The organism is Nitrosopumilus sp., assembly GCF_025699255.1.
In the GTDB taxonomy this organism is placed as follows: domain Archaea; phylum Thermoproteota; class Nitrososphaeria; order Nitrososphaerales; family Nitrosopumilaceae; genus Nitrosopumilus.
The window spans coordinates 260,831-286,004 of record NZ_JAILWA010000001.1 but is presented as its reverse complement, the minus strand read 5'-3'; the positions used below and the strand labels follow the sequence as shown (position 1 = coordinate 286,004).

Sequence of the window (25,174 nt, the reverse complement as noted above, 5' to 3'; positions counted from 1 at the left end):
ATGGTATTCTAAATTAAAATTCATGGCAAAAATCTTGATAGCTGATGATTCTGATGCAATTCGTTTAGTTTTAAAAGACATTTTATCTATTGGTGAACATGAAATAATTGGAGAAGCAACTGATGGTGCAGAAGCTGTAGATTTTTATCAAAAATATAATCCTCAAATTTTGTTACTTGATTTGGCAATGCCAAAAAAAGATGGATTTACTGTCGTTAAAGAAATTATTGAATATGATCCTAATGCAAAAATTATTTTAATTACTGCAAGTGATGATCAAAAAGTTATTCAACAATGTTTAGATCATGGTGCTTCCTCATACATATCAAAGCCTTTTGATTTTAATAGTGTCTTAGAATCAATCAAATCTTTAATTTAAGAAAGTAATTAAGGCAATAATTTAATACAAAATTGAATTAAAAATTGTCAAAAATTGTTGCTGATACCAGTGTAATCATAAATGGTCAACTTGTATCCCAAATTGAATCTGGAACTGTTAGAAATTCTGAGATATTAATTCCTCAAGCTGTTTTTGATGAACTTCAATCACAAGCTTCCAAAAAGAAAGAACAAGGATTCATTGGTCTTGAAAAAATTAAAAAATTAAAATCTCTATCTGGAAGTTTTGGATTGACTGTAATTGTAAGTGGTTCCCATCCTTCATCTGATGATGTTAAACTTGCTAGTAGTGGTAGAATAGATTCTCTGATTGTTGATATGGCTAAACAAAACAATGCTATTTTGTACACTTCTGATCATGTCCAATATCTGGTTGCTCAGGCTGAAGATGTTGAAGCAATTTTCTTAAAATCTGAATTAAAAAATGAGTCTTTGGAATTTCTCAAATTTTTTGATTCTGAAACAATGAGCGTTCATCTCAAGGAAAATCTTTGCCCTTTTGCAAAAAAGGGTAAACCAGGAAACTTCATCTTGACTAAATTAAATGATGAACTTCTTTCAAGAGATTATTTGGAAATGATGTCTTCTCAAATCCTAGATCTAGTCAATGTATATGATTCAAGTACTCTTGAAATCTCAAAAACTGGAGCTTCCGTGGTGCAACATGAAGATTACCGAATTGCTATTACTTATCCTCCTTTTTCAGAATCTTACGAAATTACTATTGTTCATCCAATTGTTAAGATGTCTCTTAACGATTATACAATTTCAGAAAAACTAATGGATAGATTTTCTGACAGTGCAGAAGGTATTGTTATTTCTGGTCCTCCTGGTTCTGGAAAAAGTACTTTGGCATCTGGTCTGGCAAATTTTTATCATAATAAAGGCAAAGTTGTTAAAACATTTGAATCTCCTCGTGATTTGCAAGTAGAATCTGGAATTACTCAGTATAGTAAACTCGATGGAAGTTTTGATAATTCTGCAGATATTTTATTACTTGTAAGACCTGATTATACAATTTTTGATGAAGTTAGAAGACGAGAAGATTTTACAACTTTTGCGGATTTAAGATTGACTGGTGTGGGTATGGTTGGTGTTGTACATGCAAATTCTCCTTTAGATGCAATACAACGCTTTATTGGCAAAATTGAACTTGGTATAATTCCAAATGTTTTGGACACTGTAGTGTTTGTTAGATATGGTGGAATTCAAAAAGTATATGATTTAGAATTAAAAGTCAAAGTTCCTACTGGAATGACTGAATCTGATTTGGCAAGACCTGTAATTGAGATTAGAAATTTTGAAGATAATACATTGGAACATGAAATCTATACCTTTGGTGAAGAAAATGTCATTGTACCTGTAGGCAAAAAAACTGAAAAAATTGGTATTGAAAGACTAGCTGAGGATAAAATCAAAGAAACATTCAAGAGATATGATCCGCGTGCAGAAGTTGAAATTTTGTCTGATAATAGAGTTAGAGTTATGGTTGATGAACAATATATTCCATCAATAATTGGCCGTGGCGGCTCAAACATTAATGATATTGAAAAAATGCTCAAAGTACACATTGATGTTGTTGAAAAAACCCATGATGGTATTTCAATCTCTTCTAATGATTTGCCTTTTAGTTTTTCAGAATCTAAAACTGCTTTCCTGCTTACTGTGGATAGACAATTTACTTCAATGCATGCTGATATCTATGCAAATGATAACTTTATTGCATCAGTACGAATTGGTAAAAAAGGACAAATTAAAATTCCAAAACGTTCAGATGTTGCAAGAAATTTGATGGACTTTTCTTCTTCTCAAAATGATATTAAAATTTTCCTTAAAGATTTTTAAAATTATCAATTATTTTTGGATTAGCTTTTAGAAAAGTGATAAATTTTCTTAACTGTTTAATTGTTTTTGGGTTGAGATGATGTTCAATTCCTTCTGTATCTTGATTTGCTGTATCATATCCTACTCCTAAAATTTCAAAAAATTCTAACAAAATTCCATGCTTTTGTCTTATGCCTTCTGCAATCTCAATTCCTTTTTCTGTTAAATTTATTCCGTGATATTTTTCATATTCTAAAAATCCATTCTCATCTAATCTTTGAAGCATTTTGGTAACACTTGGTGCACTTACATTCATGTATCTTGATATGTCTAATGTTGTGGCATACCCTTTCAATTCTACTAATTCTGAAATTATTTCTAAATAGTCTTCCATTCTTGTACTTGAACGATCTCTTTCTGATTGATGTGCCGCTTTGATAGAATCCAATCTTTTTGAATTTTTAGATTTCATGTGTCTTTGAGACTTAATAAAATCTAGTATAATTGAGTGTCTTTTTGAGTAAATTTTGGTTATTCTTTGTTGACTTGAAAGTGACCTGAGTTGATCTTTATTTCTTAACTAATTTTTTCTAAACCTAAGTTGGAATGGTTGATCCCCTAAAGGAACGTCTAGACAAATTAAGAAAATTCTCTGATTCTGCAAAAAGAAGAGCAAATCTATATGCTGAAGTCACCAATATTGATGATAAACACACTGCTCGTTCTTTGGGGGCCCTTCAAAAAGCTCCTGCTCCTGGAAAAAAACTCCAAAAAATAGGCTTTTTGATGTTGTGGATTCCTGAACCTACTGGTGTTACGTGTGCTGTTGGAGGGCCTATGATAGTTGCAGGCCGATATCTGGACAAAAAATACAATGGTTCAACTCTTCATGATATTGGACATCAGACAAAAAACACAATGTCCTCAATTAGTGATTTTAAAAATTCAGTAATGTAGACTATCTTAGTTTTTAATAGGATTGACGCAAATTCTTTCATGACTACCCGAGCTCAAGCATTAGTTCCAATCACTATTGCTGCTGTAATAATTGGAGTCATTGGCATGCTTACTCTTCCAAGTGATAGTAAACTAGAATCTGTCGAATTTCCCCGAGGTACTATTTTAGTAGATGATGTTGCTCTTGAAGTTCAAATAGCTGATTCTGAGCCAAGACGTGTACGTGGATTAATGTTTCAAGATCAACTGCCTTATGATCAAGGCATGATATTTGTATTTGATGAACCAGGTCTGTATTCTTTATGGATGTTAAACATGCAATTCCCCCTGGACATGATTTGGTTTGATCAAGATGGCAGTGTTGTACACATTGAAAAAAACGTGCCACCATGCAAAACTGCATTGGAAATCACAACCTGTCAAAGTGTAGTTCCTGAAAATGAAGCATCTTTTGTTCTTGAAGTCACTTCTGGGTTTGTTGATCAAAACAATATTACAACAAATTCTAAATTGACTATCATTTCAATATAGGATTGCAAAGCCTTATTTTTGAATGCATAATTTGTCTCTCATGAACAAATTAATGTCAATTCTAATTGGAATTGTAATACTTATTTCGATTTCTGCTATTGTTTTGTATTCTACACCTTATCAAACAGAAACAAAAACAATTGTTGATACTGGATTTTCATATTATGATATTGAAACAATCCAAAAAACACTTGCCACAAAAAATATTTTTGTCTCTGCACCTACTGCAATAACTGATCATACCATTAGTCAATACTGTACATTCTTTGATAAAGGATTGCCACGAACTGTAGAATACTGTACTACAACTGCTGTGACTGACGTCCATGGTAATTCTTTGGGGAATATCAATATTGGAGGTGATACAAATTCTCCAATTTTGGCCATAGCAAACCTTGAAACTTCTGATTTGGAAACAAACCAAGATGAAATTCTTGCAATAATTGAGACTATGATTGAAACACTCGTTTGTGACTGTTGGGAGGAAGAAAAATCTGATGATGATGTTGAATCTATTTCTGCATGGGTTGAACTCGTTCACAAATTTTATTACGATTCTAGCGAGCGTGGTGTCAAATCCAAAATTGATGATTTACAAAATTATGAAATAACTTTGGAAATTACTCCTACTGATAACTCTATTTTGCAAACATTAGTTATTCTCAAGTAGTCTAATTATATAATGGAAATTTCTTTAATTTACGATTACTATGATTGATCAATTATGGCTGATTCCTTTAGGGTTTGCAGCTGGTGTTTTAGGTTCTATGATTGGCCTTGGCGGTGGGATTATCGTAGTACCTGTTTTAACCTTCTTGGGGTTTCCTCCCACAACTGCTGCAAGTAATAGTTTGTTTGCAGCATTAAGTAATGCTACTGCATCTACAATTTCTTATTCAAAACAAAAACGAATTGAATTTTCTCTTGGGATAAAACTTGGATTACTTTCTGTTCCTGGAACTATTCTTGGCGCAATAATTTCCACGGATATAACTCCTGATGTTTTCAAGATTTTATTTGGTTTTATATTGATTGCATCTGCAGCTTACATCTTTTTACGAAAAAAAATTGAAACAAAAGAAAAAGTAATTTCAAAACAAATGATGATTTTTGCAATAGGTGCAAGTTTCTTTGCTGGTATCATATCATCTTTTTTTGGAATTGGAGGTGGAATAATTTTTGTTCCTTTAATGGTGGTTGGAATGGGAATGATGATGAAAAAGGCTGCTCCTACATCTCAAATGATTTTATTATTTGCTTCTTTCTCTGGAGTTATAGTTCATAGCTTATTAGGACATCCTGATTTTCTTCAAGCAGGTTTTCTAGCAATTGGTTCTTTCATTGGTGGATTAGTTGGTGCAAGATTGTCTATTGATATTAAGGAAAGGTATTTGCAAATTCTTGTTTCTGTGGTAATTTTAATTGCAGCTGCAAAGTTATTTTTTGATTCTCTGTCTGGAAATCTTTTGGGATTTTAGCCTCAAAAATTTTTTTGTATTTTTATACTAATTATGTAATACATATTGTTCGCTAGGTCTTATGATCTAGAGGCGGGGGAGACTAGTCGGCTCTCCTGTATTTTACTTATTGATTTTTTGTGATCTCAATCGAGTTTTATGCTGATTTAACATATTATATTTTTGCAAGGATTTTCTTCTTTGCTTCAGAAAACTCTTTTGCAGATATGATTTCATTTTGTTTTAATTCTGATAATTGTTTTAGCAAATCAATATCTTTAGAAGTAAAAGATTGGTTTTTTTCAAAGAATCTTTTTAGATGTTTACTTACACTCTTGCTTATTTTTGGAGTGTTTGTAGATACAAAGTCCTTTCCTTCTGAAAATACTTGTGAAGATTTACTTTTTGCATATTTTCCAAATTTATTTAAACGTCCATTTGTTTCTTTGATTTCACAAATTGCCGATTTTTTCAAATTCTCCCAATTTTCTGCGTCTAACAGTTCATTAGGAATATCTTTGAGTTCCTTTAATGTTTCATCTTTTAATTCAATCAACCTCCTTTGTTTTGTAACTTTGTTCTTTATGATGTCTGCATTTGCTTTCAAAGCATACTCTACATCATTTAGATTTTGATTAATTTCTGAGATTTGCTTTGGAATGGAAATAGTATTATTTGCTTGTAGAGATTCTTTCTTTTTTTGTATCATGATTCAATATGATTTTTGAATGTTATAATCTAGGAACAAATTGATTTCATTTTAATGGAAGTCAACTGATTCTTGCTTTAATAATCAGATTTGTATTTCTTGCAGTTAGAGGTGAAAAATATGCAATCTCAAAAAATTAGCACTTGGAACAAAGTAGTTCATGCTCCATTCAAAAAAGTCATAAAATATGATCTGTTTTGTATGGTATTAGGTGTTATGATGGGAATGGGTATTGGTGCCTATATTGCAACCAATATTTAGTAACTATAACACCTCAATTTGACAGATGGTATTATCTGTCATTTTTTATTTATAATTTCTAGATTAATGAATTCTTTTTCAAATTGTGAAACTAAGAATGATTTCTACGTCTTAATTATATACAAAAATTACATATTACTTTCATGACAATTATTTACGTGCCTATCAGACCTTCCAGAAGAAACGATGAAGAGTTTGAAGATTAGTTTTATCGTGGTGGCTCTTTTTTGATTCTGTAAATATTCTTTTTAGATATTACTATGACTTCTTCTTGAGATGTGCCTTCATAATCAACAAAAATTTTTCCATAATTGTCATCCTTGTCATCTATTTGTGAAACTGTGAATTTTAATTTCAATACTTGATCAGTGTATAGTGGTTTGAGAAATCGCGTGTTTCTATTTCCCCATTCTTGATCTCCGTCAGTTCCTAGAAAAATTATGTCATTTCCATAAATTTGATTTAGTCTTGTAAATTCTCCTTCCATTCTTGATAAAATCGCTCTACCTGACACTAATTGTTGATTGTTTTTTCCTTTGTCTTCTAAGAATGCATTTTTTACTCTTGAAAATTTCAGATATTCTTCTAATTCCTTATCTGAAATACTGCATGTAGAATAAAATGTATCTCCGATTCTGAATTCTGAAAATTTTTTCATTATTATCTTGATTCATCAACACAGAAAGTTACTTCTGATGATGAACCAGCATTTTCTGAAACAAGGAAATTAAATGCATCTGCAATTCTTTGATTATTTGGTTCTGAACCTGTTACTGAACCTGGGAAAATTGTAAACATTCTGATTTGTGATTTCAACACATCGCTAAGTTCTTGATTGACTGTTGTTGTAAATGGTCTCAATGCCCCTCTGAATACTTCCACTTGTGCCCTTTGAGTTCCTGTGACTTTTCTGCCTATTGGAAGATCTGGCCCTACAATCATTATTGCACCTTTTGCATCTTTGTATAGTCGAGGATCTTTGCTTCCTCCTGGCACAAATTGCTCAAGTGCTCTTTGTGCAACATTTGCAGGAGTTGAGATAAACTTCTCAGTTAATGCTTCCCACTCGGCACGTGTTAATTCTGTTAATTTCAATCCTTCAGCCAATTTTCCTGTGATGTGAATGACTCCTAATATTTCTCCAATGTTGGTCTTTGCTGTATTTAACCATCTTTCCACTTCTTCAGAATTTTTGATATCTACAACATGTGAATGGAATTTACTGCTAATGTATTCTTGAATGTCTTTTGGTGTTGATTGTGATATGAAACATGCAACTTTGCCTCCGTTCTTTTCTATATGTTGTGCCAAAAATTCTACTCTTTCTGCGTCTGTTTTGTCGGTTGCATCAATAGTAAATACGACTGCTTTTCCTGCAAAATCTGGTTGATTAACTCCTGGAGTTGTAGTTCCGATGTGTGGTTTTACAGGATAAAATACTCTGTCTCCTGGAATGACTTTGCCATTTAGGATTTTTGCAATTTCATCATCACACAAGTTTAGAACTGATTCTGAAACTTGTCCTTGGGAAAGAAATTCTTTATTTGCAATCATATGTGATGTGTTATTCTGAACTTTTTCAGCAATTGTTTGAATTTTATTTAATAAATTTGTAAATGTCTCTGTGAGTTTTGCAACATCCTTCCCATTTGCTAATTTTTCTGCAGCTTTTGCAATCCTTTCTTTTATTACTACTTCATCTTCACCAAGTAACGGAAGCAATTCTTTGTTTGCAGCATCTACTTCGGTAGGAATTAAATCTTCAAATCCGCTAACTCTCATAAATTCTGCTGCAGCTTTTGGATAAACTGTTTTGTAAATTCTATCTGAATGAACTGGGCCTGGATTTGTTGCAATTGATATTATTCCTTTGTCTGTTAATTCCCATGACATCAATTCTGCAAGTCTATTTTTGGCACCTTGAGATGCTGTGTATGGACTTCTAAATCTGTAAGGTCTTTGTTCCAAAGGACGCTCTTCTGTAAAGAATGTTGAAATTGTAATTATCTTTCCTCCTTCTTTCATTACTCTTAATGCTTGAACAGAACCCCAGAAGGTTCCGGTTAAATGAATTCCAATTGTACTTTTGAAATCCTCCATGGATGCATTTGCAAAACATGTTACTGGTCCTGAAACTCCAGCATTGTTGATGATGTAATCTATTGTAATGTTGTCTTTGCTAAGTGAATCAAACATGTTGTTCATCGCTGCTTCATCTGCTACGTCTACTCCTGAAAATATCCTAACAGATGCTCCGCTGTTTTTTTCAGAAATAATTTTTTCTAGCATTTTTGCTGTTTCATCTAAAGGCTCTCTTCTTCTCCCAAGAATAATTACACTAGCTCCATTTTCTACAAATCTTTTAGCGATGGCTTGACCTATTCCTGTTCCACTACCTGTAATTAGTGCAAGTTTGCCTTGAAATTTTAGCATAGATAAACTGACAGAACTTTTGTGATATTTATTTTGATTGATCCCTATTTTCCATTTTTCTTGATATCTTTATTTGTGGGTATGATTGATGAATTTTAATGCATGACACTGAACCCGATACCTTTGTCTATCAATCATGGCCTGAGAAATTTGTTGAAATGCTAAAAGAGATCGGCATTGAATCTGAATCTAAAGAAATCGGAACTGATGAAATTGAAAATGATGATTACTATAGTAGATATTTTGCTCAAACACCTAGAATGGTAACAAATCGAGGATGTATTGATGTCAAGAGTTCTAATATTGACGCAATACAAATTATTCAAAAGGGATAATCATGCAAGATCCAAATCCGTTACCATGGGGTGCACTTGATAGATTTCAAGCACAATTTATTGTGAGAAAAACCACTGGTAGCTCATTTAACAATTATGTTGCTAAAACCAAACTTACTACTAAAGGCCATTTTGGTTCAAAAACTATTGCTAAAGTAGAATGGATTGGTTCAGGTAGCCTTGCATCAAAATTAAATTCGGATACAGAATTAAATGAAATGATAGCTAAACAGACAATTAAAGATGCTACGATCTATGTAGAACCTACTGAGGTAGCTGTAAGAATTAGAAGTAAATGGGATAATCATCTTGCTTTTGGAATTACAAAAGAACTTTTTGAAATTTATGATCGAATTGCAGGTCATATAAAATCTGTTTAAGCTTTCCACCAGTCTAAAGCTAAGAAATCTACTCTGTCTTTTCCTTTTGGAATTGCCAAAATGAATTGTTTTCTAACTGTGGTTGCAAGTCTGCCTGCAAGAACAATTCCTGTTGAAGATATTGATTCTGCTCTTGTATATACTTGAATTAAAAATGGAGCATGATCAATTCCTGGTCCTTTTTCATAAACTGCAAAGTCACATCCAAATTTTATTCCAGGGTTGATGATGTATCCTTTGTCTCTAAAATTTTTGTAAACCAAATATTTTTTATCAAATTCATGAATTTCCTTTTTACATATTTCAATTAATTGTTCAATTGTAATCTTTTGTTTTAATTTTGTTATTGTTATTTTTTTATTTTCTAATAGATATAGTCCTTCTATAAGATCTAAAATTAATGGTGCATCTATTTCATCAATTTTCGGTTTTGGAATTCCTATTGGTTTTCCATAATATCCTTTACTGAAAAGTTTTCGTGAATCTTCGATGTCCCATACTATAATTCTATTTTCAATCAATTCACTTTTCATTGAATTTGTAAAGAGTTCTCTGTATATGAATTCTATAGGCCAGATACCTGAACTAGAAATAAACTAAAAGTAGTGGGGAAATTTTTTTGATTATAGGCTCAATGCCAATAGTATGAAAGAATCTGATACTCTCTGACATTTGTCTGCCATTTCTTCAATTCCTTCAATGACATCTTTGATTAACATCAGCTCTTTTGTATTTGTAACTTCGGTGAGAAGTTTCAATGTTGCTTGTCTGTATTTAATGTCAATTTCTCTTTCTATTGTTTGAGTTTCTTGTGCTAACTCAATGGCATTTGCAGTATTGGTGTTAAGACTTCGAATAATTTCATTTAGTTTGTAAACTTCGTCTACAACTAATTCAATTAGTTTTGTGATGTCTTTATCCAGTTTTGCACTCTTCAATGTTGTGATTTTCACATTTGACAGTTTGAATGAAATACCTGTGATATATCCTGCAATTTCATCCATTGTGTATGCTGTGTTTAGAAGATTTTCTCTGTTCATGATTAATCCTCCCACATCTGCAACTTCTCTTGTGATTTTTCTTCTCAAGTTTTCAACTTCTTCTTCGATTGTTGAAATTTGTTCTAGTGTGTTTTTGATTCCTGACTTGTCTTTTTTCATCATTAATTCAGGAAGTGTTGCAAGTTCTCTGGATGCATTTAGAATTCTGTTGATCTCGTCTTGTAAAACTGCTATAGCCTTTCTTTTTGCTTGAACTTCAAGCTCTCCGCTATACATAACAAAAATGAAAAAACTTACAGGTAATTTAAATCCTCTATGATTTTAGATGTATTTTGGGCACAAATCAAATTCTATTTTTATCATGAGCTATTTTTTTCTGTCCTCTGTACAACGTGATGACTTCTTCATTTGTTGAAGCATCTTCAACTGCTTTTTCAACCCTGATTTTCCCTGTGAACTTTGGGAATCTTAATGCTAACCCTGCATCTTTTCGAATTGCACCTAATGCTGCTTTATGAATTGGACTAAGTGTGATTTCTGATGCCACAACTTCTATAACTAATTCGGGTTCAAACCAAACATCTGCTTCCATTTCACTGATAATTCGTGGATTTTTTTTAATTGAAACTTTTGGATGGAGAATTTGATATAGTTGATCTAATGATTCATCTGAAAATCCCGTTCCTACTTTACAAATGCTTGGAAATGTATCATCATCTTCATCATATGTTGCCAAAAGTAATGTTCCATAATTTCCAGTTCTTCTACCTTTTCCAAAGAATCCTCCAATTACAACAAGATCTAAACTGTCTCCTAATTCGTTTCTGTATTCTCTTTTTAGTTTTAGCCAATGACTTCCTCTGGATCCTGCTTGATATGGTTTGTCTAGCATCTTTAGCATCAAACCTTCACTACCTGCATTGATACTGTTTTCCATAAAGTCTTCAATTTCATTTTCATTTTTTACTATGGTCATGGGGATGTATTTTGAAAATTCATCTTCTTTGACATGTTTTTCAAGTTTTTCTCTTCTTTCTTTATAGCTTAATTCTACACAACTTTTACTATTACAATATAAAATATCAAAAAAATTCACTGTGATGGGATACTCTGTAACTGCTTTTTCTATTTTGTATTTTCTTCTTCTATGCATTAATTCTTGAAATGGTAAAAATTCTCCCGTATTTTCATTTATTGCAACTGCCTCTGCTTCCAAAATAATATTGTCTGCTAGTATATTTTTTGGAATTCTTTCTATGATGTCTGGATAATAACTTTCAATTCTTTCTAAACTTCTGGAAAATAATTCTACTTTTTCTCCCTCTATGTGAAGTTGAACTCTTTCTCCATCTAGTTTGTATTCTGCTGCAAACTCTTTTCCCATTTTTTCAATTGCTTCTTGCTCACTTTTAACTCGGTCAGCTAACATTGGTCTGATTGGATTGAATAAAACAATTTCAAATTTCTCTATTCCTTCTAGACCTTTTGTTGCAATTACTTCTGCAACTTTCCCTAGATCACTTGATACGTTATATGCATATTGAAGTTTTTTCCTATTTTCTTTATCTCCTGAAAATGCTATTGCTAAAGCATCCATTACTGTATTTTCTGCAACTCCTAATCGTAAACTTCCAAGTAATAGTTTTGTAACGAATTTTACTTCTGTTGGTTTAGATTTGTTCCATAAACTAGATATGAAATTAATTTTTTTATCTTGAATATTTTTTCCTGCCCCCTCTAATTGCGAAATTGACCATAATACTTCGTAAATTCTCTCTACTGTGTTGGCTTTTGATTCAAAAATTGCTTCATCATATGTGTCTGAATCAATTCCAAAATCAAATAATCCTGTCTGTGTTTTTTTCTCCAATGTATTTGAAATAGCAGTTCCAAGATCTCCTGTTTTGTTTAAAGTATTGATGATCTCTTTTTCATCAATACCTAATGATTTCTTAGCTGCCCTTAAAACTAGTTTTTCTGAAACGCCTAATTCGACTCCTTCAAAATCTGGTCTTAATTTTCCTTGAATGAGATAAATTATTTTTGAGATGATGTCGCTAGGTGTTTTTTCAAATAATTCAACTAATAATTGAGTAAGCTCTAGTCTCTTTCTAGTTGATTCCATTTTATTAAATGACTCAGCTAATGTTGAGAACTCCATTCTACTTGTCTTCTTAATCTTGAATAAAAGTCTGAATTAGATGTATCTGAAGATTGTTGGTTTGTCAGACTTTGGAAGATCTGAAACTAATGCAAAATTGTAAAATGGATATGCTTCTTTGTACTGTTTCATGAAACTCCATGCTACGTCGTGAGTTTTGAATTCTGTTCTTATTCCATCTATCTTACTTTTTTTCCCAAATACATCAAATGGTACTATTGTGTATTCTTTTGGACGATTTCGTGGTTTAGCTTTAAGGAGCCATGCAAGTGCAAAAATAAAAACTGCTCCTAAAATCACATATTCTCCGGCAACTTTGAAAAATGCTAAAACAATTCCTGGTATGGTCTGTCCAAATAATACTGCCACAAAACTTGAAAAAGAGATTACTGCTAATGCTGTGAAAATATACGTTTTCCAATCAAATACCTTTTGAAAAGCATTCATGACCTAGCAAAAGTATGTGGTTTTTTGATTTAACTATTTCCTATGATTAGCATGATCCGAAATAACTAATCTGGATCTTCGTAATTCTCTTTCTTTTCCCCAGATGAGGTGTCTTCCATTGGTTTCATCTTGCTTTCAAGTACATCCATTCTAGCTCTATATCCTTCAGCATATTCTAATTCTGATGGAACAAGTGTTGCAGGATGAATAAATCCTTGACTTCTAATTGCCATTGCTTTCTTAGTGGCATTTTCTCTAATGTAATCCCAATCAGGAGTTGAAAATCCATCAAATGGCCCTGTAAGTTTTCCATCATGCATACTAAAAACTAGTGCTTCAACAATTGGAATGCAAAAGTTGATTGTAGCTGCAGAATTTAGTTTTACAGGCATCAAAGGCATATTGTGGCTACCTCTTGTATTTCCTGCAACATAATGTGGATTGTTAAATACACTTCCTACTTCTTCTGTAGCTGGGAAGTTCTTTTGAGTTCTAACTACACAGATTGGATCATCTTTACCAACATATGTTCCAGCAATGTTATGTAGTCTATCAGTTGATGCATCAAGAATTGGTTCTCCATCTTTTGTATACACAGAATCTACTACATATCTTCCTGGATACATTAGTGCCGCTTCAATGGTTGGTTTATCTTCCCATAGATGCAGTTCTGCAATTTGTGCTTTTTCTACATCCATGATGTTCATTTTTACTCCTTTTGCAAGGCTTTTGTTTACAATTAGTCCTGTGTTACTTAATGCATCTACAAACATTCTGTAAATTGGATAGTTGAATGCACCTGGTTCTGTTTTGTCAGCTGCAAAGACTGTAAATGCTTCATTGGGTCTTTCTTCAAATTCCATTTCTGCAACTCCTGGACCCATTCCTTTTACATTTCCTGAAAAAGAATCTCTTAACAAATCTTGACCTGCTCCATACAGACCCTCTTCTTTTGCTACTTGAGTTCCTGCCATAAATGCATCCCATGCTAATTTATGAATTTGTTGATTATCTACTCCATGTGTATGTGTCATGACAATGTGAGTATCGTCTCCGCAATATCCTATGTAATAATCAATAAGTAGATCTGCTGAATTTTTGACAGTGTTTCTAATAGCTTCGATTAGACCGTCACTTGGTTTGGTGTGTCCTCCAACTCCACCTACATCTGCTTTGATAACTGAAACTGTAATTTTCATAAATCATGTTTTTGGCCCTTTGATTTATGTGCTTTTAGCAAAGTATTATGATCTGTAATTAATTGAATTTTTTTTAATTTTTCTTCAAAAATTCATAACAGTAATAAATGCCCTCAGTTAGGCATTTCATATGGCAGATAAACCACACTTGAACCTGATTGTTACAGGACATATTGATAATGGAAAATCAACTACTATGGGTCATTTTTTGATGGATCTTGGAGTTGTAGATGAAAGAACAATTGCAGCTCACGGAGCAGAATCCGAAAAGACCGGAAAAGGTGATACTTTCAAGTACGCTTGGGTTATGGATAACATTAAAGATGAAAGAGAAAGAGGAATCACAATCGATTTAGCTTTCCAAAAGTTTGAGTCACCAAAGTATTTCTTTACTTTGATTGACGCTCCTGGTCACAGGGACTTTATCAAAAACATGATTACTGGTGCTTCTGAAGCAGATGCCGCCGTTTTGGTACTTTCTGCAAAAGAAGGAGAAACCGATACTGCTATTGCAGCAGGTGGACAAGCAAGAGAACACGCATTCTTGTTAAAAACACTCGGTGTAAGCCAGATTATTATTGCAATCAATAAGATGGATGCAGTAGATTACAAAGAGGATGCATTTAACACCGCCAAAGAAAAAGGTGAAAAATTAGCAAAATCTGTTGGCTACAAATTAGAAAACGTACCAATTATTCCAGTTTCTGGATGGAAAGGTGATAACTTAGTTAAGAAAACTGAGAACATGCCTTGGTACAAGGGTAAGACTTTGTTAGAAGCATTTGATGACTTTACCGTTACTGAAAAACCAACTGGTAAACCATTACGTGTTCCAATTCAAGATGTTTACACCATTACTGGTGTAGGTACTGTACCTGTTGGTAGAGTTGAAACTGGTATCATGAAAGCAGGACAAAAAATTGTTGTAATGCCTTCTGGTGCACAAGGTGAAATCAAATCTATTGAAACTCACCACACTGAAATGCCATCTGCAGAAGCAGGTGATAACATTGGTTTCAACTTGAGAGGTATTGAAAAGAAAGATATCAAGAGAGGAGACGTTCTTGGTACTCCTGATGCCCCACCAAATGTTGCAAAAGAATTCAAAGCACAAATTATTGTAATTCATCACCCAACTGCAATTGCTCCTGGTTATACTCCAGTAATGCATGCACACACTACACAAGTTGCAGCAACTGTTACTGAGTTCCTCCAAAAGATCAACCCTGCATCTGGTGCAGTTGAAGAAGAAAATCCAAAATTCCTTAAAGTTGGGGATTCTGCAATTGTAAAAATCAGACCAGTGAGACCCACTTGTATCGAGACTTTCCAAGATTTCCCTGAAATGGGTAGATTTGCACTTAGAGATATGGGTGCAACTATCGCAGCAGGTATTGTAAAGGAAATTACCGAAGAGTACAAACCATAGGCGGATTTTTATGACACAAACCGCCCGTGTTAAACTCACTTCAACCAGCCTTCCAAAATTGGATGGTGTATGTGGTGAAATCATGGGTATTGGTAAAAAAACTGGTGTCAAAGTTAAAGGTCCAACTCCACTTCCTGTCAAAAGACTACATGTTGCTACTAGAAAATCTCCATGTGGCAGTGGAACTGAAACTTATGAAAAATGGGAAATGAAAATGCATAGAAGAATAATCAATATCAATGCAGATGATAAGGCAATTAGACAACTTATGAGACTTAAAATCCCTGATGATGTCTATATTGAATTGTCTCTAACATAATCTGTTAGCCTTAAATTATAGAAATTTTGATGATTAACATGGTTGACGAAGAAATAGATGAAGTGGAAGAAACTCCTGTTGAAACTTTTGAAGTAAACTATTCTTGTTTGAGATGTGGAACCACTGTTTCTAACACTGAATTATCTAGATTGCCTGAAATCAAATGTATTTGTGGATTTAGAGTATTTACTAAATCAAGACCTCCTGTAGTAAAAACTGTAAAAGCAATTTAATTATCTGTCTTTTTTGTAACTGTGTTCTCTTTGCAGATGGGTTCTCATCTCTTCCATGTTTGTAAAAAATTTGTCACATTCTTTGCAATCATAGTGTGAATCTTTTCCGTGAACAATTTGTTTATGATTCATCAATTCTTCTTCTTTTGAAAATTTTCTTTCACACTGTTCACATTTTATTTTTTTAAAAAATCCCATTCTATCCTAACTCTGCTTTCTTTTCATCCCAGCATTTTCTACATAGCTGACCTTCAATCTTCCAACTCCCTTTTGGATTATATCTAATTAATCCCATTTTACCTTCACATATGGAACAAAAGTTTTTCTTCTTTCCATGATCTTCCTCTTTTTTATCAAAGCATTTTTTGCATAATAATCCCTCCATGTCCCATTGCCATCTTGGTTCCCACAAATCTGTAATTTTTTGAGTTGTTCCACATACCACACATGGTTGTCTAACTTTTCCTTCATAGTATTCTTTAGATTTTTCAAAATGACAGTCTCCGCAAAGTGGACCTTTAATGTTCCATTCTCTTTTTGGTTTGTGTTTATGAGTTAATTCTTTATTACAAACACTACAAAATGATGGCTTTCTACTAAATAATCCCATTTTCGTTGTTCATCATGATACGATATATTCTATAAATGTAAACAAAATAAAAATAACAAAAAATGCTTATTGGCTTAAGATTTTCTCAAGAGCTTGACTTGCATTAAGCATGCCGTTTCTCTTGGCAAATTCTTCGATCATTTTGTATTGTTTTTCAGTAAAACATACTGGCATTGAACGTCTTTCCATACTCTATGTCTCTATTTTTTACTAATATCTTTTTCTCTTGGAAAGATATTTCAAACCATTTTCTCATATTTCATCATGGTAAAGAAACGACAGATCTTAGTTATTGGTCATAATACTAATGGGTGTACTCCTGAACATGAAAAAATTGCATATGCTGTTGGAATGGAGATTGCAAAATCTGATTCGGTCTTAATTACTGGTGGTTTGGGTGGGGTGATGACTGCAGCTGCTCATGGAGCAAAAGATGCTGATGGTTTGACTGTGGGAATTATTCCTCAAGCAGATGCTTCTGAGGCCAATGAATATTGCGATATCGTGATTCCTACTGGGATGGGATTGACTCGTGATTTTTTGAATGCCTTGACTGCTGATGGCGTAATTATAGTGGGTGGTGGTTCTGGAACTTTATCTGAAACATGTGCTGCGTATATGAACAAAAAGCCCATGGTTGCAATTAGAAATCTAAATGGGCCTGTGGCGCAATACATTGACGGGTATTTGGATCATAGAAAAAATGTAAAAATCATTGGCGTAGATGATGCACAAGAAGCTGTAAAGAAAATTTTAGAATTAATTACTGCATAGAAACTAAAAGAGGATCAGGTCTATAAAATTCTCCGTACTCATCAGCTAGTTTGTTTAATTCATCAACAATTTTTTTGATTCCAATCTCCTTTGCAGTTTCAAATAATGGTTTTTTAAGACCCAGTCCTAGTTGAGCTGCTTTTTCAATTTCTTCAATGTCGCTTGCCCCATTTGAAACAAGCCATGCTGCATTGTTCAAAATGTTTGCAACAAGTTGGATTGGATTACATTTTTCTGCAAGTTCTTCTGAAAGTGCAACTCGTTCATATTTATCATCTGAATACTTGTAATATCCTTCTCCTGATTTTTGTCCAAGCTTTTTCTCTTCAAACATTTTTTCCACAAGAGGATGTGGATTAATTACTTTTTTATCTCGTAAATGCATTTCTACTGTAGCTTTGTGAATTACATCCATTCCGGTGAAATCTGCTAATTCAAAAATCCCCATTGGAAATCCTAGTTTGAATTTTACTGCTGAATCAATTTCTTCCAGAGAAGCTCCGGTTCTGTCTTTTACAAAACATGCTTCGTGTACCATTGGAATGAAAAGTCTGTTGATAATAAATCCTGGAACATCTTTTCTACACACCACGGCCTGTTTGTTTACTGATTTTACATATTCTTGAGTTAATTTAGTAATTTCTTGGGATGTTTTTTCTCCTGGAATGACTTCTACCAACTTCATTAATTGAGGTGGATTAAAGAAATGAATTCCGATAAATTTTTCAGGACGTGATGTTGTATTTGCAATTTCTGTAATTGGTAGAGTGCTTGTATTTGACGCAAAAATAACTTCTGGGCCTGCAGCTTTATCTAATTCTGCATAAACCGATTTTTTTAAATCCATTATTTCTGGAACTACTTCTATTACTAGTTCTGCATCTTTTACAGCTTCATTCAAATCTACTACTGGAGTAATCCTCCCAAAAATTGCATCTCCTTCTTCTTTTGAAATTTTTTCTTTGGATACTAATTTATCTAAACTCCATTTGATTTTCTCCATTGCTTTATCCAAAAATTCTTGTTTGATATCTCGTAAAACTACATTGTATCCTGCGGTTGCTGACACCTGTGCAATTCCATGTCCCATAACCCCTGAACCTAAAACTGTGATATTTTTTATTGCCACTATTAGACAAAAATCCAGTATCCTTTATAATGTATTTCAAAATTTTATGATTTAATGGGCTTGTTTAATCGCAAAAAAAATGATGAAAATAAAACCAAATGTGATGTTTGTGGAACAGAGTTACATGATCCTGAACGACTAAAAAAACATATGAAAAAAGCACATGGAAACGTACCTGCTAAAAAATTAGATCCAAATGCAGGAGATGGCGGTACTTGGTAATTGGAACTTAGTTCTAGCCAAAAAACTAGTCTAGTTTTTGTCGGTGCTTTTCTAACTGCTGGGATTGTTCTGTCTACCCTGGTTTTTCCCTTTTGGAATCTTATTCGCGAAGATATCTACGAAGAGGTGACCATCTTAACAAATGATAATGGAATTTGTTATGTTGAGACGAAAGACACTATTCCTAAGACTATTGATGATTGTACCCTCCAATCAGGCGATGTTGTTACTATCAAATTTGGTGAAGGTCTTGCATGGGCAAAAATTGTTGAACCCTAATAAGTGATTTAATATTTTCAAATATTTAGAATTAACATGGATTGTATTTTTTGTAAAATCATAAATGGTGAAATTAAATCTAAATTTTTAAAAGAAACTGATAATTCTGTATCTTTTCTTGATGCATTCCCTTTAGCATTAGGACACGTTCTTGTAATTCCGAAAAAACATCATCAAAAAATTCAAGATATGAGTTCTGAAGAAAACGCTGATTTATTTTCATTAGTACAGCAGATAACTTCCAAAGTTGACAACATTACTGGTTCAACCTTAATTGCAATTCATAATGGTAAAGATGCTGGACAAGAAATTCCTCACGTGCATGTGCACTTAGTTCCACGAAGTAAAGATGATTCTGCAGGTGCAATTCATAGTATGTTTAATTCATCTCTAAAATTATCTGAATCCGAAATGAATGAATTATATCAAAAATTAAAAATTTAACGTGGAAATAGCCTTTCTTTTGTTTCTGTATTTTCTACAATAATTGCTTTTGTTGGACATGTTTCTGCAGCATTCATTATTTTATTTACTCCTGCTCCTTTGTGATTAATTACTGAAGATTTAGGATTTGATCTACTTTCTTTGTTGATTGAAAATACATTTGGGGCTATCATCTCACAACTACAACAACCTATGCACAAACTTTTGTCCACATCTACAAAAAGATCTGGTTGTTCTTGTGGCTCTTTAGCTTTTTCAAACTCTCCGTTCCTACCATCTGCTCTTACTCGTGCATTATACTCCTCCCAGAATTTTTTTTCATACTCTCTCCAAAAATCTGGGTCTCCTTCTTCAAACTCTCGTGTATATTTTCCCCAATCTTGTTCTGGTATGCTTCCGTCATCTGGTGCTCCCCATTGAGGTTTTCTTTTAAAATTATTTTCAGGTTCTTTTTGTGGTTTTGAAATATTTTGATATGGTGACTCGTGTTGATTGTGGTTTTTCTTTAGGTGGTTATACGCTTCAGTAATTTTTTTAAATTCTTCATCTTCTTTTTTATCTTGATTTTTGTCTGGATGAAGTTCTAGTGCCAGCTTTCTGTATGCTATTTTGATCTCTTCTTGAGATGAACTTGAATCTACATTTAATGTTCTAAGTGCCTGAAACGTATTCACTAGCCTTAGAGATTTGTTATATGTTAAAAATAATTGCCTCTGATTAGAAGTTATTTAATTACTCCAATAAAATTTCGTCACTTGACTTCCATGCTGGTTCCACAACGCAGAGAAATTTCAAATCCTCATCTCCAATATTTTCAATAAATTGTTTGGAATTTGGTGGGACATATGCTGAATCATTTTTTTCTAAAAAATGGTTTTTTTGTTCAACTACTAGATTTCCTTTCCCTTCTAAAATATAGTAGACTTCAGAAGATTTCATTTTATGAAGTTTTGATTTTTTTCCTGATTCTAATGTAAATTGTGCTAAACTATAGCTAATTCCATTTTCTGTATTATTGGGATGAAAATACTGTTTGATATTGGCCCCTTCATTGCCTTTGATTGGTGCTATTTTTGAGTCTTTTAGTATTAACATTTCGTCTAAATAATTTTTGAAACCATGGTTTTAAAATCTGATTCATACCATTCTGTTTTGTATGTTGCATTTTTTTTAGGTAGAATATTGATTGCAATGTGTGAAAATTCTTTTTTCTTATCTACAGAACCATGAGTATGAAGTGTCTTTGCAGGTATGTGAACGATGTCTCCTTCATTTAGACTAATTTTTTCTATTTTTTTGATTTTAAAATTATTTTTTTTAGTTCCATATTTACTAAAAATTTCTAAACTTCCCTTTCCTTTTACTCCAATTAACACTTGATTTCCGTTATGTTGATGAAGTTTTGTTCTTGAACCTTTTTCAAAATGTACATGATAGATGTCTTGATCTTTTGCTTTAATTTTTTCTGATAGAACTTTCATCCATGTTTTTCCTGTGAACCAATCTGGATTTACATTTCTTTTATCGTTTGTACCTGAAATGTTTGTTTTTTTCATTTTATATCCTGGAAAGTATTTTCTTTTTCTTTTCTTGAAATTCTTTTTCAGTTAAAACTCCTGCTTTTCTTAACTTTCCGAGTTTTTCTAATGTTGCCAAATCTTCTTCTGTTTTACTTGTTGCATTTTTTGCAGCCGAAATTCCTTCATTAATTTTTTTAATTCCTTTTGTCTTGATTTCTTCTTTTTCTTTTAGTGCTTTTTTGGTTAATTGATCACTGGCTTTTTTTGCTTGAGATGCTGCCATTTCCCCAAACTCTACTGCATCTTCCAGTGCTTCATCTGCTCTTTTAATTCCATCATCAATTGCTTTGTCTGCTTTTTTTAAAAATCTCTCAATATACCCTGTTTTCTTTTTTGTTGCCATGCATTAAACTCTAATTTCTATTATTTATTTCCTAGTAGAATTGGTTTAATAGTTACAAGTGTATACTTTGCTGTATATTGTCCAAATCCAATTATGATGTAAAAACAATTGTTTTGAAAAAAAATATCGAAGAATCTGATGCCTCAGAAATTATAGAACAAAAAAAGACATCTCCCTTCAAGTCTTTATTATCTAGACCCAAAAAGGAAGAAGTTCATGTTCATTCTCTAAAATTATACTATGAATGCATATTGATGGTGTCTGGAAAATATGTTGCTGATTATTTTAGAAAAGCAAATCATACAATTTCTGTTGATTCTAATGTTCATGAGGTAGTTTTGGGTGACGGTGTTTTTCCTGTACGTTCAAAATCCACTCTTGAAAAGGCATTTGTTGGAAAACGAGGTAAAAACAAAGTTGATCTAAAACTTGAAGAACATGTTTTTGTCGAAGAAGAAGATGAACTTGTATTTGATCATCATGGAAGAGCAATAAATTTCCCTTTTAAGATTAATTCAAAAACCATTGAAAATTATCCTAAAAGGCTACTAGGGAACCAAATGCCTGATGTAAAAAAACCTGAATTAACATATGAAGCTGCAATCGAAAAACTTCAATCTCATCTCAAAAAACCTATGGAAGTAGACGTGCGTGCTCTAAATGACGAATTTATAATGCGTGAAATCACAGAAGTTTACGTTCCGATATTTGAAGCTAGACTGATTGGACCAAAAAAGAAAGTTGGAATAATCAGAATTGACGCTGTACGAAAGAAAATGTTGTAACTGTTTTACATCTTAACAAGTTTTCTGAACTCATCATTTGATAGTAATTTTGCAAATATTGGCTCACTTCTAGCCCAATTTCTAATTATTTTTGGGTTTTTAGAAATAGATATTTTTAGCAACTCTAACGCTTCTGGATATTCTCCTAGTGCGGCTTTACTTCTTGACTTGGCATAAATAATATTTACATTGTCTTTATGTTTTGATAAAATTTGATCAAACACTTGTATTGCTTTTTCATGTTTGTCTAACTCTGCTAATTCTATTCCTTTATGAAAAAATGCATCCATGTGACTAGGGTGATTTTTGTGTACTTTATCAAAACAGTTCAATGATTCTTCGTGTTTTTTCATTTTGCCTAAAATTATTCCCTTGTAAAACAATGCATTTGGCTTTCTTGGCTCAATCGAAATTGCTTTATCTAATACCTCTAACGCCTCTTCTCTTTCTTCTAGTTTGTCAAGCAAAACTCCTTTGTTAAAATATGATGCAGCATTTTTAGAATCTGCTTCTATAGCTTTGTCATAACATTCTGCTGCTGCCTGAATGTTTCCATTTTCGGCCATGGCTATTCCTCTGTTATTCCATGCTTGTGCATCTTTAGGATTTATCTCAAGTAAAATATCAAAACAAGTTATTGCATCACTGTATTTTTTGATCTGATTCAACGCCATACCTTTGTTGTATAATGCTGAAGTGTTCTTAGATTCCTGTTTGAGAACCTTATTGAATAATGCAATTGCTCCTTTCGGCTGATTTTTTTCCATTAATGTCATTGCATTATACATCAAATCTTCTACATTTTCTTTAGATCCAAACAGTCCCATAATTTCTCAAAAATGATATTGCTAATGAAAGTTTGTACTATCCTAATGATTTGAATTTCTTTATTGCTTCTTTTGCCATATTTTCTTGTTTTTCTGCTGTTGTATCTGTGGGATCTTCAGTTGCATATGCTTCTTTTTCTTCTTTTTTCTTTTCCATACAATGTTAGGATGAAGATTTTATAAAAATCTGTTCTGCTTTAATAATATCAAATAATTGAATTTGTAATTTTTCTTACATAAGATAAGCTTAATTTTCATCATAAATTTTGTAAGTCATTGACTGGGTTTGAAATAGTCTATCAGGCTGATAAGGTTCATGTTCATAGATGGCCTAAGGATGGTCCTATTTGGAATGAATCTGTTCAAAAAGAATTGGATGAATCTATAAACAAAAATTCTGAAAAAAAATTTGTTACTATAAAAGAAAATTTCATCCAAATTGAAAATTTCAAATTTTCTTCATTAAAGAAAATTGGGATTACTGTTCCTTTTTTCAAAAAAGAATGTACTATGATATTTGAGGCCCAATTTGGAAATCTTCTAGCTCATGTCCATATCACTATAAAATCTGATGATTATGTTGATATTTTTATGGAATTAACGTCTTGGAAAAATCAGTATTTTCCAGAGAATTCTGAAAACTAAAAACCCTCAGATGCTTTAATTATTTTTTTAATATCTTCTTTTGTATGTGCATCTGAAATGGCTCCTAATTTTCCAGGTAAAAAGAATATGCCGTCATGCGCAATCATCTTAAAATGATATTTTGCTAACATTTGTGAATCACATTTTGCTGCTTGGCTTGAATTTGTAACTTCAGTAATTCCATCTTTTAGAAAATGTGTCATGAATAATGACCCTTTGCCCGTGATTGCAACTCTACCATCAAATGCTTTGCCTATCTCTTTTCTAGCAAACTCTCCCAATGAATTGATTTTTGAGTATGTGGATTTTTTAGATTTTAAAAGACTAAGTGTTGCATGTCCTGATGTCATTGATGTGGGATTTGCTGAAAATGTGCCTCCTCCTACATAGGAACGCTCTGATTTCTTTTTTCCTGTGGTATCTGCTTCTTCCATTATTTCCTTCTTGCCGCACATTACTCCGATTGCCATTCCTCCACCAACAATTTTTCCTAATGTCACAATGTCTGGATCAAGTTTCATAGTTGGATAGAGACAACCATACCTAAATCGAAATCCTGTAACTATTTCATCTAAAATAAACAATGACTTATTTTTATGAACAAATTCTTGAATTCCTTTTAGATATTCTGGAGTGGCTGGAATACATCCTCCACCTCCTAACACTGGTTCAATAATCACTCCAGCTAAATCTTTCGAGTGTTTTTTTAAAATTTTAAGAGATTTTTCTAAATCATTGTATGGAATTGAAACAATTTTTTCTTCATTAACTACTCCGCTACTTTCAGATTCTGTAAATGGCCAATTTACACTTTTTAGTAAATCTGATGTATATCCGTGCCATCCTCCGTCGATTTTTGCAATAATTTTTTTCCCTGTTACTGAACGAGCTAATCTCACTGCATACATTGTAGCTTCTGTACCTGATGTAACATAACGAATTTTTTCAGCTACTGGTACTGCTTTTGAAATCAATTCTGATAACCTTATTGTTTGCTCATTTACAGTTCCATACATCCAACTTTTTTCCATTTGTTTTTGTAATGACTCTTTAACATTTTTTTGGCCATGTCCAAATATCAAAGACCAATGACCCATCCAATAATCTGTGTATTTGTTGTTATCCATATCGACAAGATTTGCTCCTTTTGATGATTTGACAACAAATGGATATGGTTCATAAAATCTTATGTTATGAGAAACACCATTTACGTGAAGCTTGGATGACTTTGCAAATATTTTTGCAGATGCCTTTGTCTTCTTTTTGTACTCTGAAATATAATCACTCAAAAGCAATTTTCAAAATAAGATCTGTCATTTTAACTATTGACTATCCTGTCTTGTTTTGAACAAAAACCCTCTCAAAAAACATGTAATTTTTACAATATTTTGACCGATCAGGCATAATTTCACGTATGGTTTATATGGTTTCTGCATTCTTCGGCTTCTGCATACGTAACGC

Annotated in this window: 37 protein-coding genes; 18 read left to right on the top strand and 19 right to left on the bottom strand. The window is 32.7% G+C overall.

Features of this window, described 5'->3' with window-relative positions; translation table 11 throughout:
* Positions 1–22: 22 nt before the first annotated feature.
* Together K5781_RS01910 and K5781_RS01905 are read left to right on the top strand one after the other, a co-directional pair.
* Complete coding sequence (locus K5781_RS01910; protein WP_297440140.1) at positions 23–379, top strand: response regulator; 357 nt, start codon at positions 23–25, stop codon at positions 377–379.
* 44 nt (positions 380–423) lie between these two features.
* Positions 424–2,244 (top strand): PINc/VapC family ATPase, encoded by a 1,821-nt coding sequence (locus K5781_RS01905; RefSeq protein ID WP_297440138.1) that lies wholly within the window; start codon positions 424–426, stop codon positions 2,242–2,244.
* Here K5781_RS01905 and K5781_RS01900 read toward each other — a convergent pair.
* Positions 2,231–2,695, bottom strand: coding sequence for an iron dependent repressor, metal binding and dimerization domain protein (locus K5781_RS01900; RefSeq protein ID WP_297440134.1), 465 nt, complete (start codon positions 2,693–2,695; stop codon positions 2,231–2,233). The two genes, K5781_RS01905 and K5781_RS01900, sit on opposite strands and share 14 nt — an antisense overlap.
* A 134-nt stretch (positions 2,696–2,829) precedes the next feature.
* Here K5781_RS01900 and K5781_RS01895 point away from each other — a divergent pair, with 134 nt between their 5' ends.
* The 4 genes from K5781_RS01895 to K5781_RS01880 are packed head-to-tail and all read left to right on the top strand — an operon-like array spanning position 2,830 to position 5,189.
* On the top strand, positions 2,830–3,180 hold the full coding sequence (locus tag K5781_RS01895) for a hypothetical protein (RefSeq protein WP_297440132.1): 351 nt from the start codon (positions 2,830–2,832) through the stop codon (positions 3,178–3,180).
* Between the two features lie 39 nt (positions 3,181–3,219).
* A complete protein-coding gene (locus K5781_RS01890) occupies positions 3,220–3,711 on the top strand; it encodes a DUF192 domain-containing protein (RefSeq protein WP_297440130.1) in 492 nt (163 codons plus the stop codon).
* 40 nt (positions 3,712–3,751) lie between these two features.
* The gene (locus K5781_RS01885) at positions 3,752–4,381 is read left to right on the top strand and encodes a hypothetical protein (RefSeq protein ID WP_297440128.1); all 630 of its coding nucleotides are present in this window, start codon (positions 3,752–3,754) and stop codon (positions 4,379–4,381) included.
* Between the two features lie 40 nt (positions 4,382–4,421).
* Positions 4,422–5,189 (top strand): sulfite exporter TauE/SafE family protein, encoded by a 768-nt coding sequence (locus K5781_RS01880; protein ID WP_297440126.1) that lies wholly within the window; start codon positions 4,422–4,424, stop codon positions 5,187–5,189.
* A 154-nt stretch (positions 5,190–5,343) separates the two neighbouring features.
* Here K5781_RS01880 and K5781_RS01875 read toward each other — a convergent pair whose 3' ends face one another.
* Entirely contained in the window at positions 5,344–5,877 is a 534-nt protein-coding gene (locus K5781_RS01875) for a hypothetical protein (protein WP_297440125.1), read from the bottom strand.
* A 120-nt stretch (positions 5,878–5,997) separates the two neighbouring features.
* On the opposite strand from K5781_RS01875, the gene K5781_RS01870 reads away from it, so the two are divergent.
* Positions 5,998–6,138 (top strand): hypothetical protein, encoded by a 141-nt coding sequence (locus tag K5781_RS01870; protein WP_297440123.1) that lies wholly within the window; start codon positions 5,998–6,000, stop codon positions 6,136–6,138.
* A 208-nt stretch (positions 6,139–6,346) separates the two neighbouring features.
* Here the strand turns inward: K5781_RS01870 and K5781_RS01865 are convergent, their stop codons facing one another.
* Positions 6,347–6,796, bottom strand: coding sequence for a hypothetical protein (locus K5781_RS01865; RefSeq protein ID WP_297440121.1), 450 nt, complete (start codon positions 6,794–6,796; stop codon positions 6,347–6,349).
* Positions 6,797–6,798: 2 nt separating this feature from the next.
* Positions 6,799–8,571: an SDR family oxidoreductase gene (locus K5781_RS01860; protein ID WP_297440120.1), complete on the bottom strand. Its 1,773-nt coding sequence runs from the start codon at positions 8,569–8,571 to the stop codon at positions 6,799–6,801.
* Positions 8,572–8,669: 98 nt separating this feature from the next.
* Between K5781_RS01860 and K5781_RS01855 the strand changes: the two genes are divergently transcribed.
* Positions 8,670–8,906: a hypothetical protein gene (locus K5781_RS01855; protein WP_297440118.1), complete on the top strand. Its 237-nt coding sequence runs from the start codon at positions 8,670–8,672 to the stop codon at positions 8,904–8,906.
* A gap of 2 nt (positions 8,907–8,908) precedes the next feature.
* Positions 8,909–9,286 carry a hypothetical protein gene (locus tag K5781_RS01850; protein ID WP_297440116.1) on the top strand — a complete coding sequence of 126 codons (378 nt, stop codon included), beginning with the start codon at positions 8,909–8,911 and terminating at the stop codon, positions 9,284–9,286.
* On the opposite strand, the gene endA is transcribed toward K5781_RS01850, so the two are convergent.
* The 5 genes from endA to fbp all read right to left on the bottom strand — a co-directional run bounded on the left by endA (position 9,283) and on the right by fbp (position 14,094).
* Positions 9,283–9,819, bottom strand: a complete 537-nt coding sequence (endA, locus tag K5781_RS01845; protein WP_297440113.1) for a tRNA-intron lyase — start codon at positions 9,817–9,819, stop codon at positions 9,283–9,285. The two genes, K5781_RS01850 and endA, sit on opposite strands and share 4 nt — an antisense overlap.
* A gap of 90 nt (positions 9,820–9,909) precedes the next feature.
* On the bottom strand, positions 9,910–10,563 hold the full coding sequence (locus K5781_RS01840) for a DUF47 family protein (RefSeq protein WP_179361487.1): 654 nt from the start codon (positions 10,561–10,563) through the stop codon (positions 9,910–9,912).
* A 67-nt stretch (positions 10,564–10,630) separates the two neighbouring features.
* Entirely contained in the window at positions 10,631–12,448 is a 1,818-nt protein-coding gene (locus K5781_RS01835; RefSeq protein ID WP_297440108.1) for an ATP-dependent DNA ligase, read from the bottom strand.
* Positions 12,449–12,484: 36 nt separating this feature from the next.
* Entirely contained in the window at positions 12,485–12,895 is a 411-nt protein-coding gene (locus K5781_RS01830; protein WP_297440107.1) for a hypothetical protein, read from the bottom strand.
* 65 nt (positions 12,896–12,960) lie between these two features.
* On the bottom strand, positions 12,961–14,094 hold the full coding sequence (fbp, locus tag K5781_RS01825) for a fructose-1,6-bisphosphate aldolase/phosphatase (RefSeq protein ID WP_297440105.1): 1,134 nt from the start codon (positions 14,092–14,094) through the stop codon (positions 12,961–12,963).
* A 130-nt stretch (positions 14,095–14,224) separates the two neighbouring features.
* Between fbp and tuf the strand changes: the two genes are divergently transcribed.
* From tuf to K5781_RS01810, 3 genes are read left to right on the top strand one after another with little or no spacing between them, the layout of a single operon-like run.
* The gene (gene tuf / locus K5781_RS01820) at positions 14,225–15,523 is read left to right on the top strand and encodes a translation elongation factor EF-1 subunit alpha (RefSeq protein WP_297440102.1); all 1,299 of its coding nucleotides are present in this window, start codon (positions 14,225–14,227) and stop codon (positions 15,521–15,523) included.
* Between the two features lie 10 nt (positions 15,524–15,533).
* Positions 15,534–15,842, top strand: a complete 309-nt coding sequence (rpsJ, locus tag K5781_RS01815) for a 30S ribosomal protein S10 (RefSeq protein ID WP_008299200.1) — start codon at positions 15,534–15,536, stop codon at positions 15,840–15,842.
* 29 nt (positions 15,843–15,871) lie between these two features.
* A complete protein-coding gene (locus K5781_RS01810) occupies positions 15,872–16,075 on the top strand; it encodes an RNA polymerase Rbp10 (RefSeq protein WP_366847862.1) in 204 nt (67 codons plus the stop codon).
* On the opposite strand, the gene K5781_RS01805 is transcribed toward K5781_RS01810, so the two are convergent.
* From K5781_RS01805 to K5781_RS01795, 3 genes are all read right to left on the bottom strand, one after another.
* Complete coding sequence (locus K5781_RS01805) at positions 16,076–16,273, bottom strand: C2H2-type zinc finger protein (RefSeq protein WP_297440094.1); 198 nt, start codon at positions 16,271–16,273, stop codon at positions 16,076–16,078.
* A 1-nt stretch (position 16,274) separates the two neighbouring features.
* Entirely contained in the window at positions 16,275–16,685 is a 411-nt protein-coding gene (locus K5781_RS01800; RefSeq protein WP_297440092.1) for a hypothetical protein, read from the bottom strand.
* Between the two features lie 66 nt (positions 16,686–16,751).
* Positions 16,752–16,874 (bottom strand): hypothetical protein, encoded by a 123-nt coding sequence (locus tag K5781_RS01795; protein WP_257719708.1) that lies wholly within the window; start codon positions 16,872–16,874, stop codon positions 16,752–16,754.
* A 75-nt stretch (positions 16,875–16,949) separates the two neighbouring features.
* On the opposite strand from K5781_RS01795, the gene K5781_RS01790 reads away from it, so the two are divergent.
* A complete protein-coding gene (locus K5781_RS01790) occupies positions 16,950–17,459 on the top strand; it encodes a TIGR00725 family protein (RefSeq protein ID WP_297440085.1) in 510 nt (169 codons plus the stop codon).
* Here K5781_RS01790 and K5781_RS01785 read toward each other — a convergent pair.
* Positions 17,449–18,588: a 3-hydroxyacyl-CoA dehydrogenase gene (locus tag K5781_RS01785; RefSeq protein WP_297440082.1), complete on the bottom strand. Its 1,140-nt coding sequence runs from the start codon at positions 18,586–18,588 to the stop codon at positions 17,449–17,451. The genes K5781_RS01790 and K5781_RS01785 overlap by 11 nt on opposite strands.
* A 54-nt stretch (positions 18,589–18,642) precedes the next feature.
* Between K5781_RS01785 and K5781_RS01780 the strand changes: the two genes are divergently transcribed.
* The 3 genes from K5781_RS01780 to K5781_RS01770 are packed head-to-tail and all read left to right on the top strand — an operon-like array spanning position 18,643 to position 19,533.
* The gene (locus K5781_RS01780) at positions 18,643–18,810 is read left to right on the top strand and encodes a hypothetical protein (protein ID WP_297440080.1); all 168 of its coding nucleotides are present in this window, start codon (positions 18,643–18,645) and stop codon (positions 18,808–18,810) included.
* A complete protein-coding gene (locus K5781_RS01775; protein WP_297440078.1) occupies positions 18,811–19,089 on the top strand; it encodes a hypothetical protein in 279 nt (92 codons plus the stop codon).
* Positions 19,090–19,125: 36 nt separating this feature from the next.
* The gene (locus K5781_RS01770; RefSeq protein WP_297440076.1) at positions 19,126–19,533 is read left to right on the top strand and encodes an HIT domain-containing protein; all 408 of its coding nucleotides are present in this window, start codon (positions 19,126–19,128) and stop codon (positions 19,531–19,533) included.
* On the opposite strand, the gene K5781_RS01765 is transcribed toward K5781_RS01770, so the two are convergent.
* The 4 genes from K5781_RS01765 to K5781_RS01750 are packed head-to-tail and all read right to left on the bottom strand — an operon-like array spanning position 19,530 to position 21,456.
* On the bottom strand, positions 19,530–20,207 hold the full coding sequence (locus K5781_RS01765) for a DnaJ domain-containing protein (RefSeq protein ID WP_297440074.1): 678 nt from the start codon (positions 20,205–20,207) through the stop codon (positions 19,530–19,532). The genes K5781_RS01770 and K5781_RS01765 overlap by 4 nt on opposite strands.
* Positions 20,208–20,265: 58 nt before the next feature.
* Positions 20,266–20,628 carry a cupin domain-containing protein gene (locus K5781_RS01760; protein WP_297440072.1) on the bottom strand — a complete coding sequence of 121 codons (363 nt, stop codon included), beginning with the start codon at positions 20,626–20,628 and terminating at the stop codon, positions 20,266–20,268.
* Between the two features lie 5 nt (positions 20,629–20,633).
* Complete coding sequence (locus K5781_RS01755; protein ID WP_297440070.1) at positions 20,634–21,089, bottom strand: cupin domain-containing protein; 456 nt, start codon at positions 21,087–21,089, stop codon at positions 20,634–20,636.
* 1 nt (position 21,090) lies between these two features.
* Entirely contained in the window at positions 21,091–21,456 is a 366-nt protein-coding gene (locus K5781_RS01750) for an SHOCT domain-containing protein (RefSeq protein ID WP_297440069.1), read from the bottom strand.
* A 77-nt stretch (positions 21,457–21,533) separates the two neighbouring features.
* Here K5781_RS01750 and K5781_RS01745 point away from each other — a divergent pair, with 77 nt between their 5' ends.
* Positions 21,534–22,241 (top strand): hypothetical protein, encoded by a 708-nt coding sequence (locus tag K5781_RS01745; protein ID WP_297440067.1) that lies wholly within the window; start codon positions 21,534–21,536, stop codon positions 22,239–22,241.
* A 5-nt stretch (positions 22,242–22,246) separates the two neighbouring features.
* Here the strand turns inward: K5781_RS01745 and K5781_RS01740 are convergent, their stop codons facing one another.
* Positions 22,247–23,068 carry a tetratricopeptide repeat protein gene (locus K5781_RS01740; RefSeq protein WP_297440065.1) on the bottom strand — a complete coding sequence of 274 codons (822 nt, stop codon included), beginning with the start codon at positions 23,066–23,068 and terminating at the stop codon, positions 22,247–22,249.
* A gap of 276 nt (positions 23,069–23,344) precedes the next feature.
* On the opposite strand from K5781_RS01740, the gene K5781_RS01735 reads away from it, so the two are divergent.
* On the top strand, positions 23,345–23,713 hold the full coding sequence (locus tag K5781_RS01735) for a hypothetical protein (RefSeq protein ID WP_297440064.1): 369 nt from the start codon (positions 23,345–23,347) through the stop codon (positions 23,711–23,713).
* On the opposite strand, the gene K5781_RS01730 is transcribed toward K5781_RS01735, so the two are convergent.
* A complete protein-coding gene (locus K5781_RS01730; RefSeq protein WP_297440062.1) occupies positions 23,710–25,002 on the bottom strand; it encodes an aminotransferase class III-fold pyridoxal phosphate-dependent enzyme in 1,293 nt (430 codons plus the stop codon). The two genes, K5781_RS01735 and K5781_RS01730, sit on opposite strands and share 4 nt — an antisense overlap.
* Between the last annotated feature and the right edge of the window lie 172 nt (positions 25,003–25,174).

Bases quoted from the DNA above. Each gene is read 5' to 3' on its own strand.
- endA (WP_297440113.1), bottom strand. From the start codon at position 9,819: ATGAAAAGTGAATTGATTGAAAATAGAATTATAGTATGGGACATCGAA.
- K5781_RS01900 (WP_297440134.1), bottom strand. From the start codon at position 2,695: ATGAAATCTAAAAATTCAAAAAGATTGGATTCTATCAAAGCGGCACAT.
- K5781_RS01810 (WP_366847862.1), top strand. From the start codon at position 15,872: ATGATTAACATGGTTGACGAAGAAATAGATGAAGTGGAAGAAACTCCT.
- K5781_RS01850 (WP_297440116.1), top strand. From the start codon at position 8,909: ATGCAAGATCCAAATCCGTTACCATGGGGTGCACTTGATAGATTTCAA.
- K5781_RS01885 (WP_297440128.1), top strand. From the start codon at position 3,752: ATGAACAAATTAATGTCAATTCTAATTGGAATTGTAATACTTATTTCG.
- K5781_RS01840 (WP_179361487.1), bottom strand. From the start codon at position 10,563: ATGTATAGCGGAGAGCTTGAAGTTCAAGCAAAAAGAAAGGCTATAGCA.
- K5781_RS01795 (WP_257719708.1), bottom strand. From the start codon at position 16,874: ATGGAAAGACGTTCAATGCCAGTATGTTTTACTGAAAAACAATACAAA.
- K5781_RS01855 (WP_297440118.1), top strand. From the start codon at position 8,670: ATGCATGACACTGAACCCGATACCTTTGTCTATCAATCATGGCCTGAG.
- K5781_RS01870 (WP_297440123.1), top strand. From the start codon at position 5,998: ATGCAATCTCAAAAAATTAGCACTTGGAACAAAGTAGTTCATGCTCCA.
- K5781_RS01830 (WP_297440107.1), bottom strand. From the start codon at position 12,895: ATGAATGCTTTTCAAAAGGTATTTGATTGGAAAACGTATATTTTCACA.
- K5781_RS01805 (WP_297440094.1), bottom strand. From the start codon at position 16,273: ATGGGATTTTTTAAAAAAATAAAATGTGAACAGTGTGAAAGAAAATTT.
- fbp (WP_297440105.1), bottom strand. From the start codon at position 14,094: ATGAAAATTACAGTTTCAGTTATCAAAGCAGATGTAGGTGGAGTTGGA.
- K5781_RS01880 (WP_297440126.1), top strand. From the start codon at position 4,422: ATGATTGATCAATTATGGCTGATTCCTTTAGGGTTTGCAGCTGGTGTT.
- K5781_RS01780 (WP_297440080.1), top strand. From the start codon at position 18,643: ATGGGCTTGTTTAATCGCAAAAAAAATGATGAAAATAAAACCAAATGT.
- K5781_RS01760 (WP_297440072.1), bottom strand. From the start codon at position 20,628: ATGTTAATACTAAAAGACTCAAAAATAGCACCAATCAAAGGCAATGAA.
- K5781_RS01835 (WP_297440108.1), bottom strand. From the start codon at position 12,448: ATGGAGTTCTCAACATTAGCTGAGTCATTTAATAAAATGGAATCAACT.
- K5781_RS01865 (WP_297440121.1), bottom strand. From the start codon at position 6,796: ATGAAAAAATTTTCAGAATTCAGAATCGGAGATACATTTTATTCTACA.
- K5781_RS01860 (WP_297440120.1), bottom strand. From the start codon at position 8,571: ATGCTAAAATTTCAAGGCAAACTTGCACTAATTACAGGTAGTGGAACA.
- rpsJ (WP_008299200.1), top strand. From the start codon at position 15,534: ATGACACAAACCGCCCGTGTTAAACTCACTTCAACCAGCCTTCCAAAA.
- K5781_RS01910 (WP_297440140.1), top strand. From the start codon at position 23: ATGGCAAAAATCTTGATAGCTGATGATTCTGATGCAATTCGTTTAGTT.
- K5781_RS01755 (WP_297440070.1), bottom strand. From the start codon at position 21,089: ATGAAAAAAACAAACATTTCAGGTACAAACGATAAAAGAAATGTAAAT.
- K5781_RS01770 (WP_297440076.1), top strand. From the start codon at position 19,126: ATGGATTGTATTTTTTGTAAAATCATAAATGGTGAAATTAAATCTAAA.
- K5781_RS01800 (WP_297440092.1), bottom strand. From the start codon at position 16,685: ATGGGATTATTTAGTAGAAAGCCATCATTTTGTAGTGTTTGTAATAAA.
- K5781_RS01750 (WP_297440069.1), bottom strand. From the start codon at position 21,456: ATGGCAACAAAAAAGAAAACAGGGTATATTGAGAGATTTTTAAAAAAA.
- tuf (WP_297440102.1), top strand. From the start codon at position 14,225: ATGGCAGATAAACCACACTTGAACCTGATTGTTACAGGACATATTGAT.
- K5781_RS01790 (WP_297440085.1), top strand. From the start codon at position 16,950: ATGGTAAAGAAACGACAGATCTTAGTTATTGGTCATAATACTAATGGG.
- K5781_RS01890 (WP_297440130.1), top strand. From the start codon at position 3,220: ATGACTACCCGAGCTCAAGCATTAGTTCCAATCACTATTGCTGCTGTA.
- K5781_RS01740 (WP_297440065.1), bottom strand. From the start codon at position 23,068: ATGGGACTGTTTGGATCTAAAGAAAATGTAGAAGATTTGATGTATAAT.
- K5781_RS01875 (WP_297440125.1), bottom strand. From the start codon at position 5,877: ATGATACAAAAAAAGAAAGAATCTCTACAAGCAAATAATACTATTTCC.
- K5781_RS01895 (WP_297440132.1), top strand. From the start codon at position 2,830: ATGGTTGATCCCCTAAAGGAACGTCTAGACAAATTAAGAAAATTCTCT.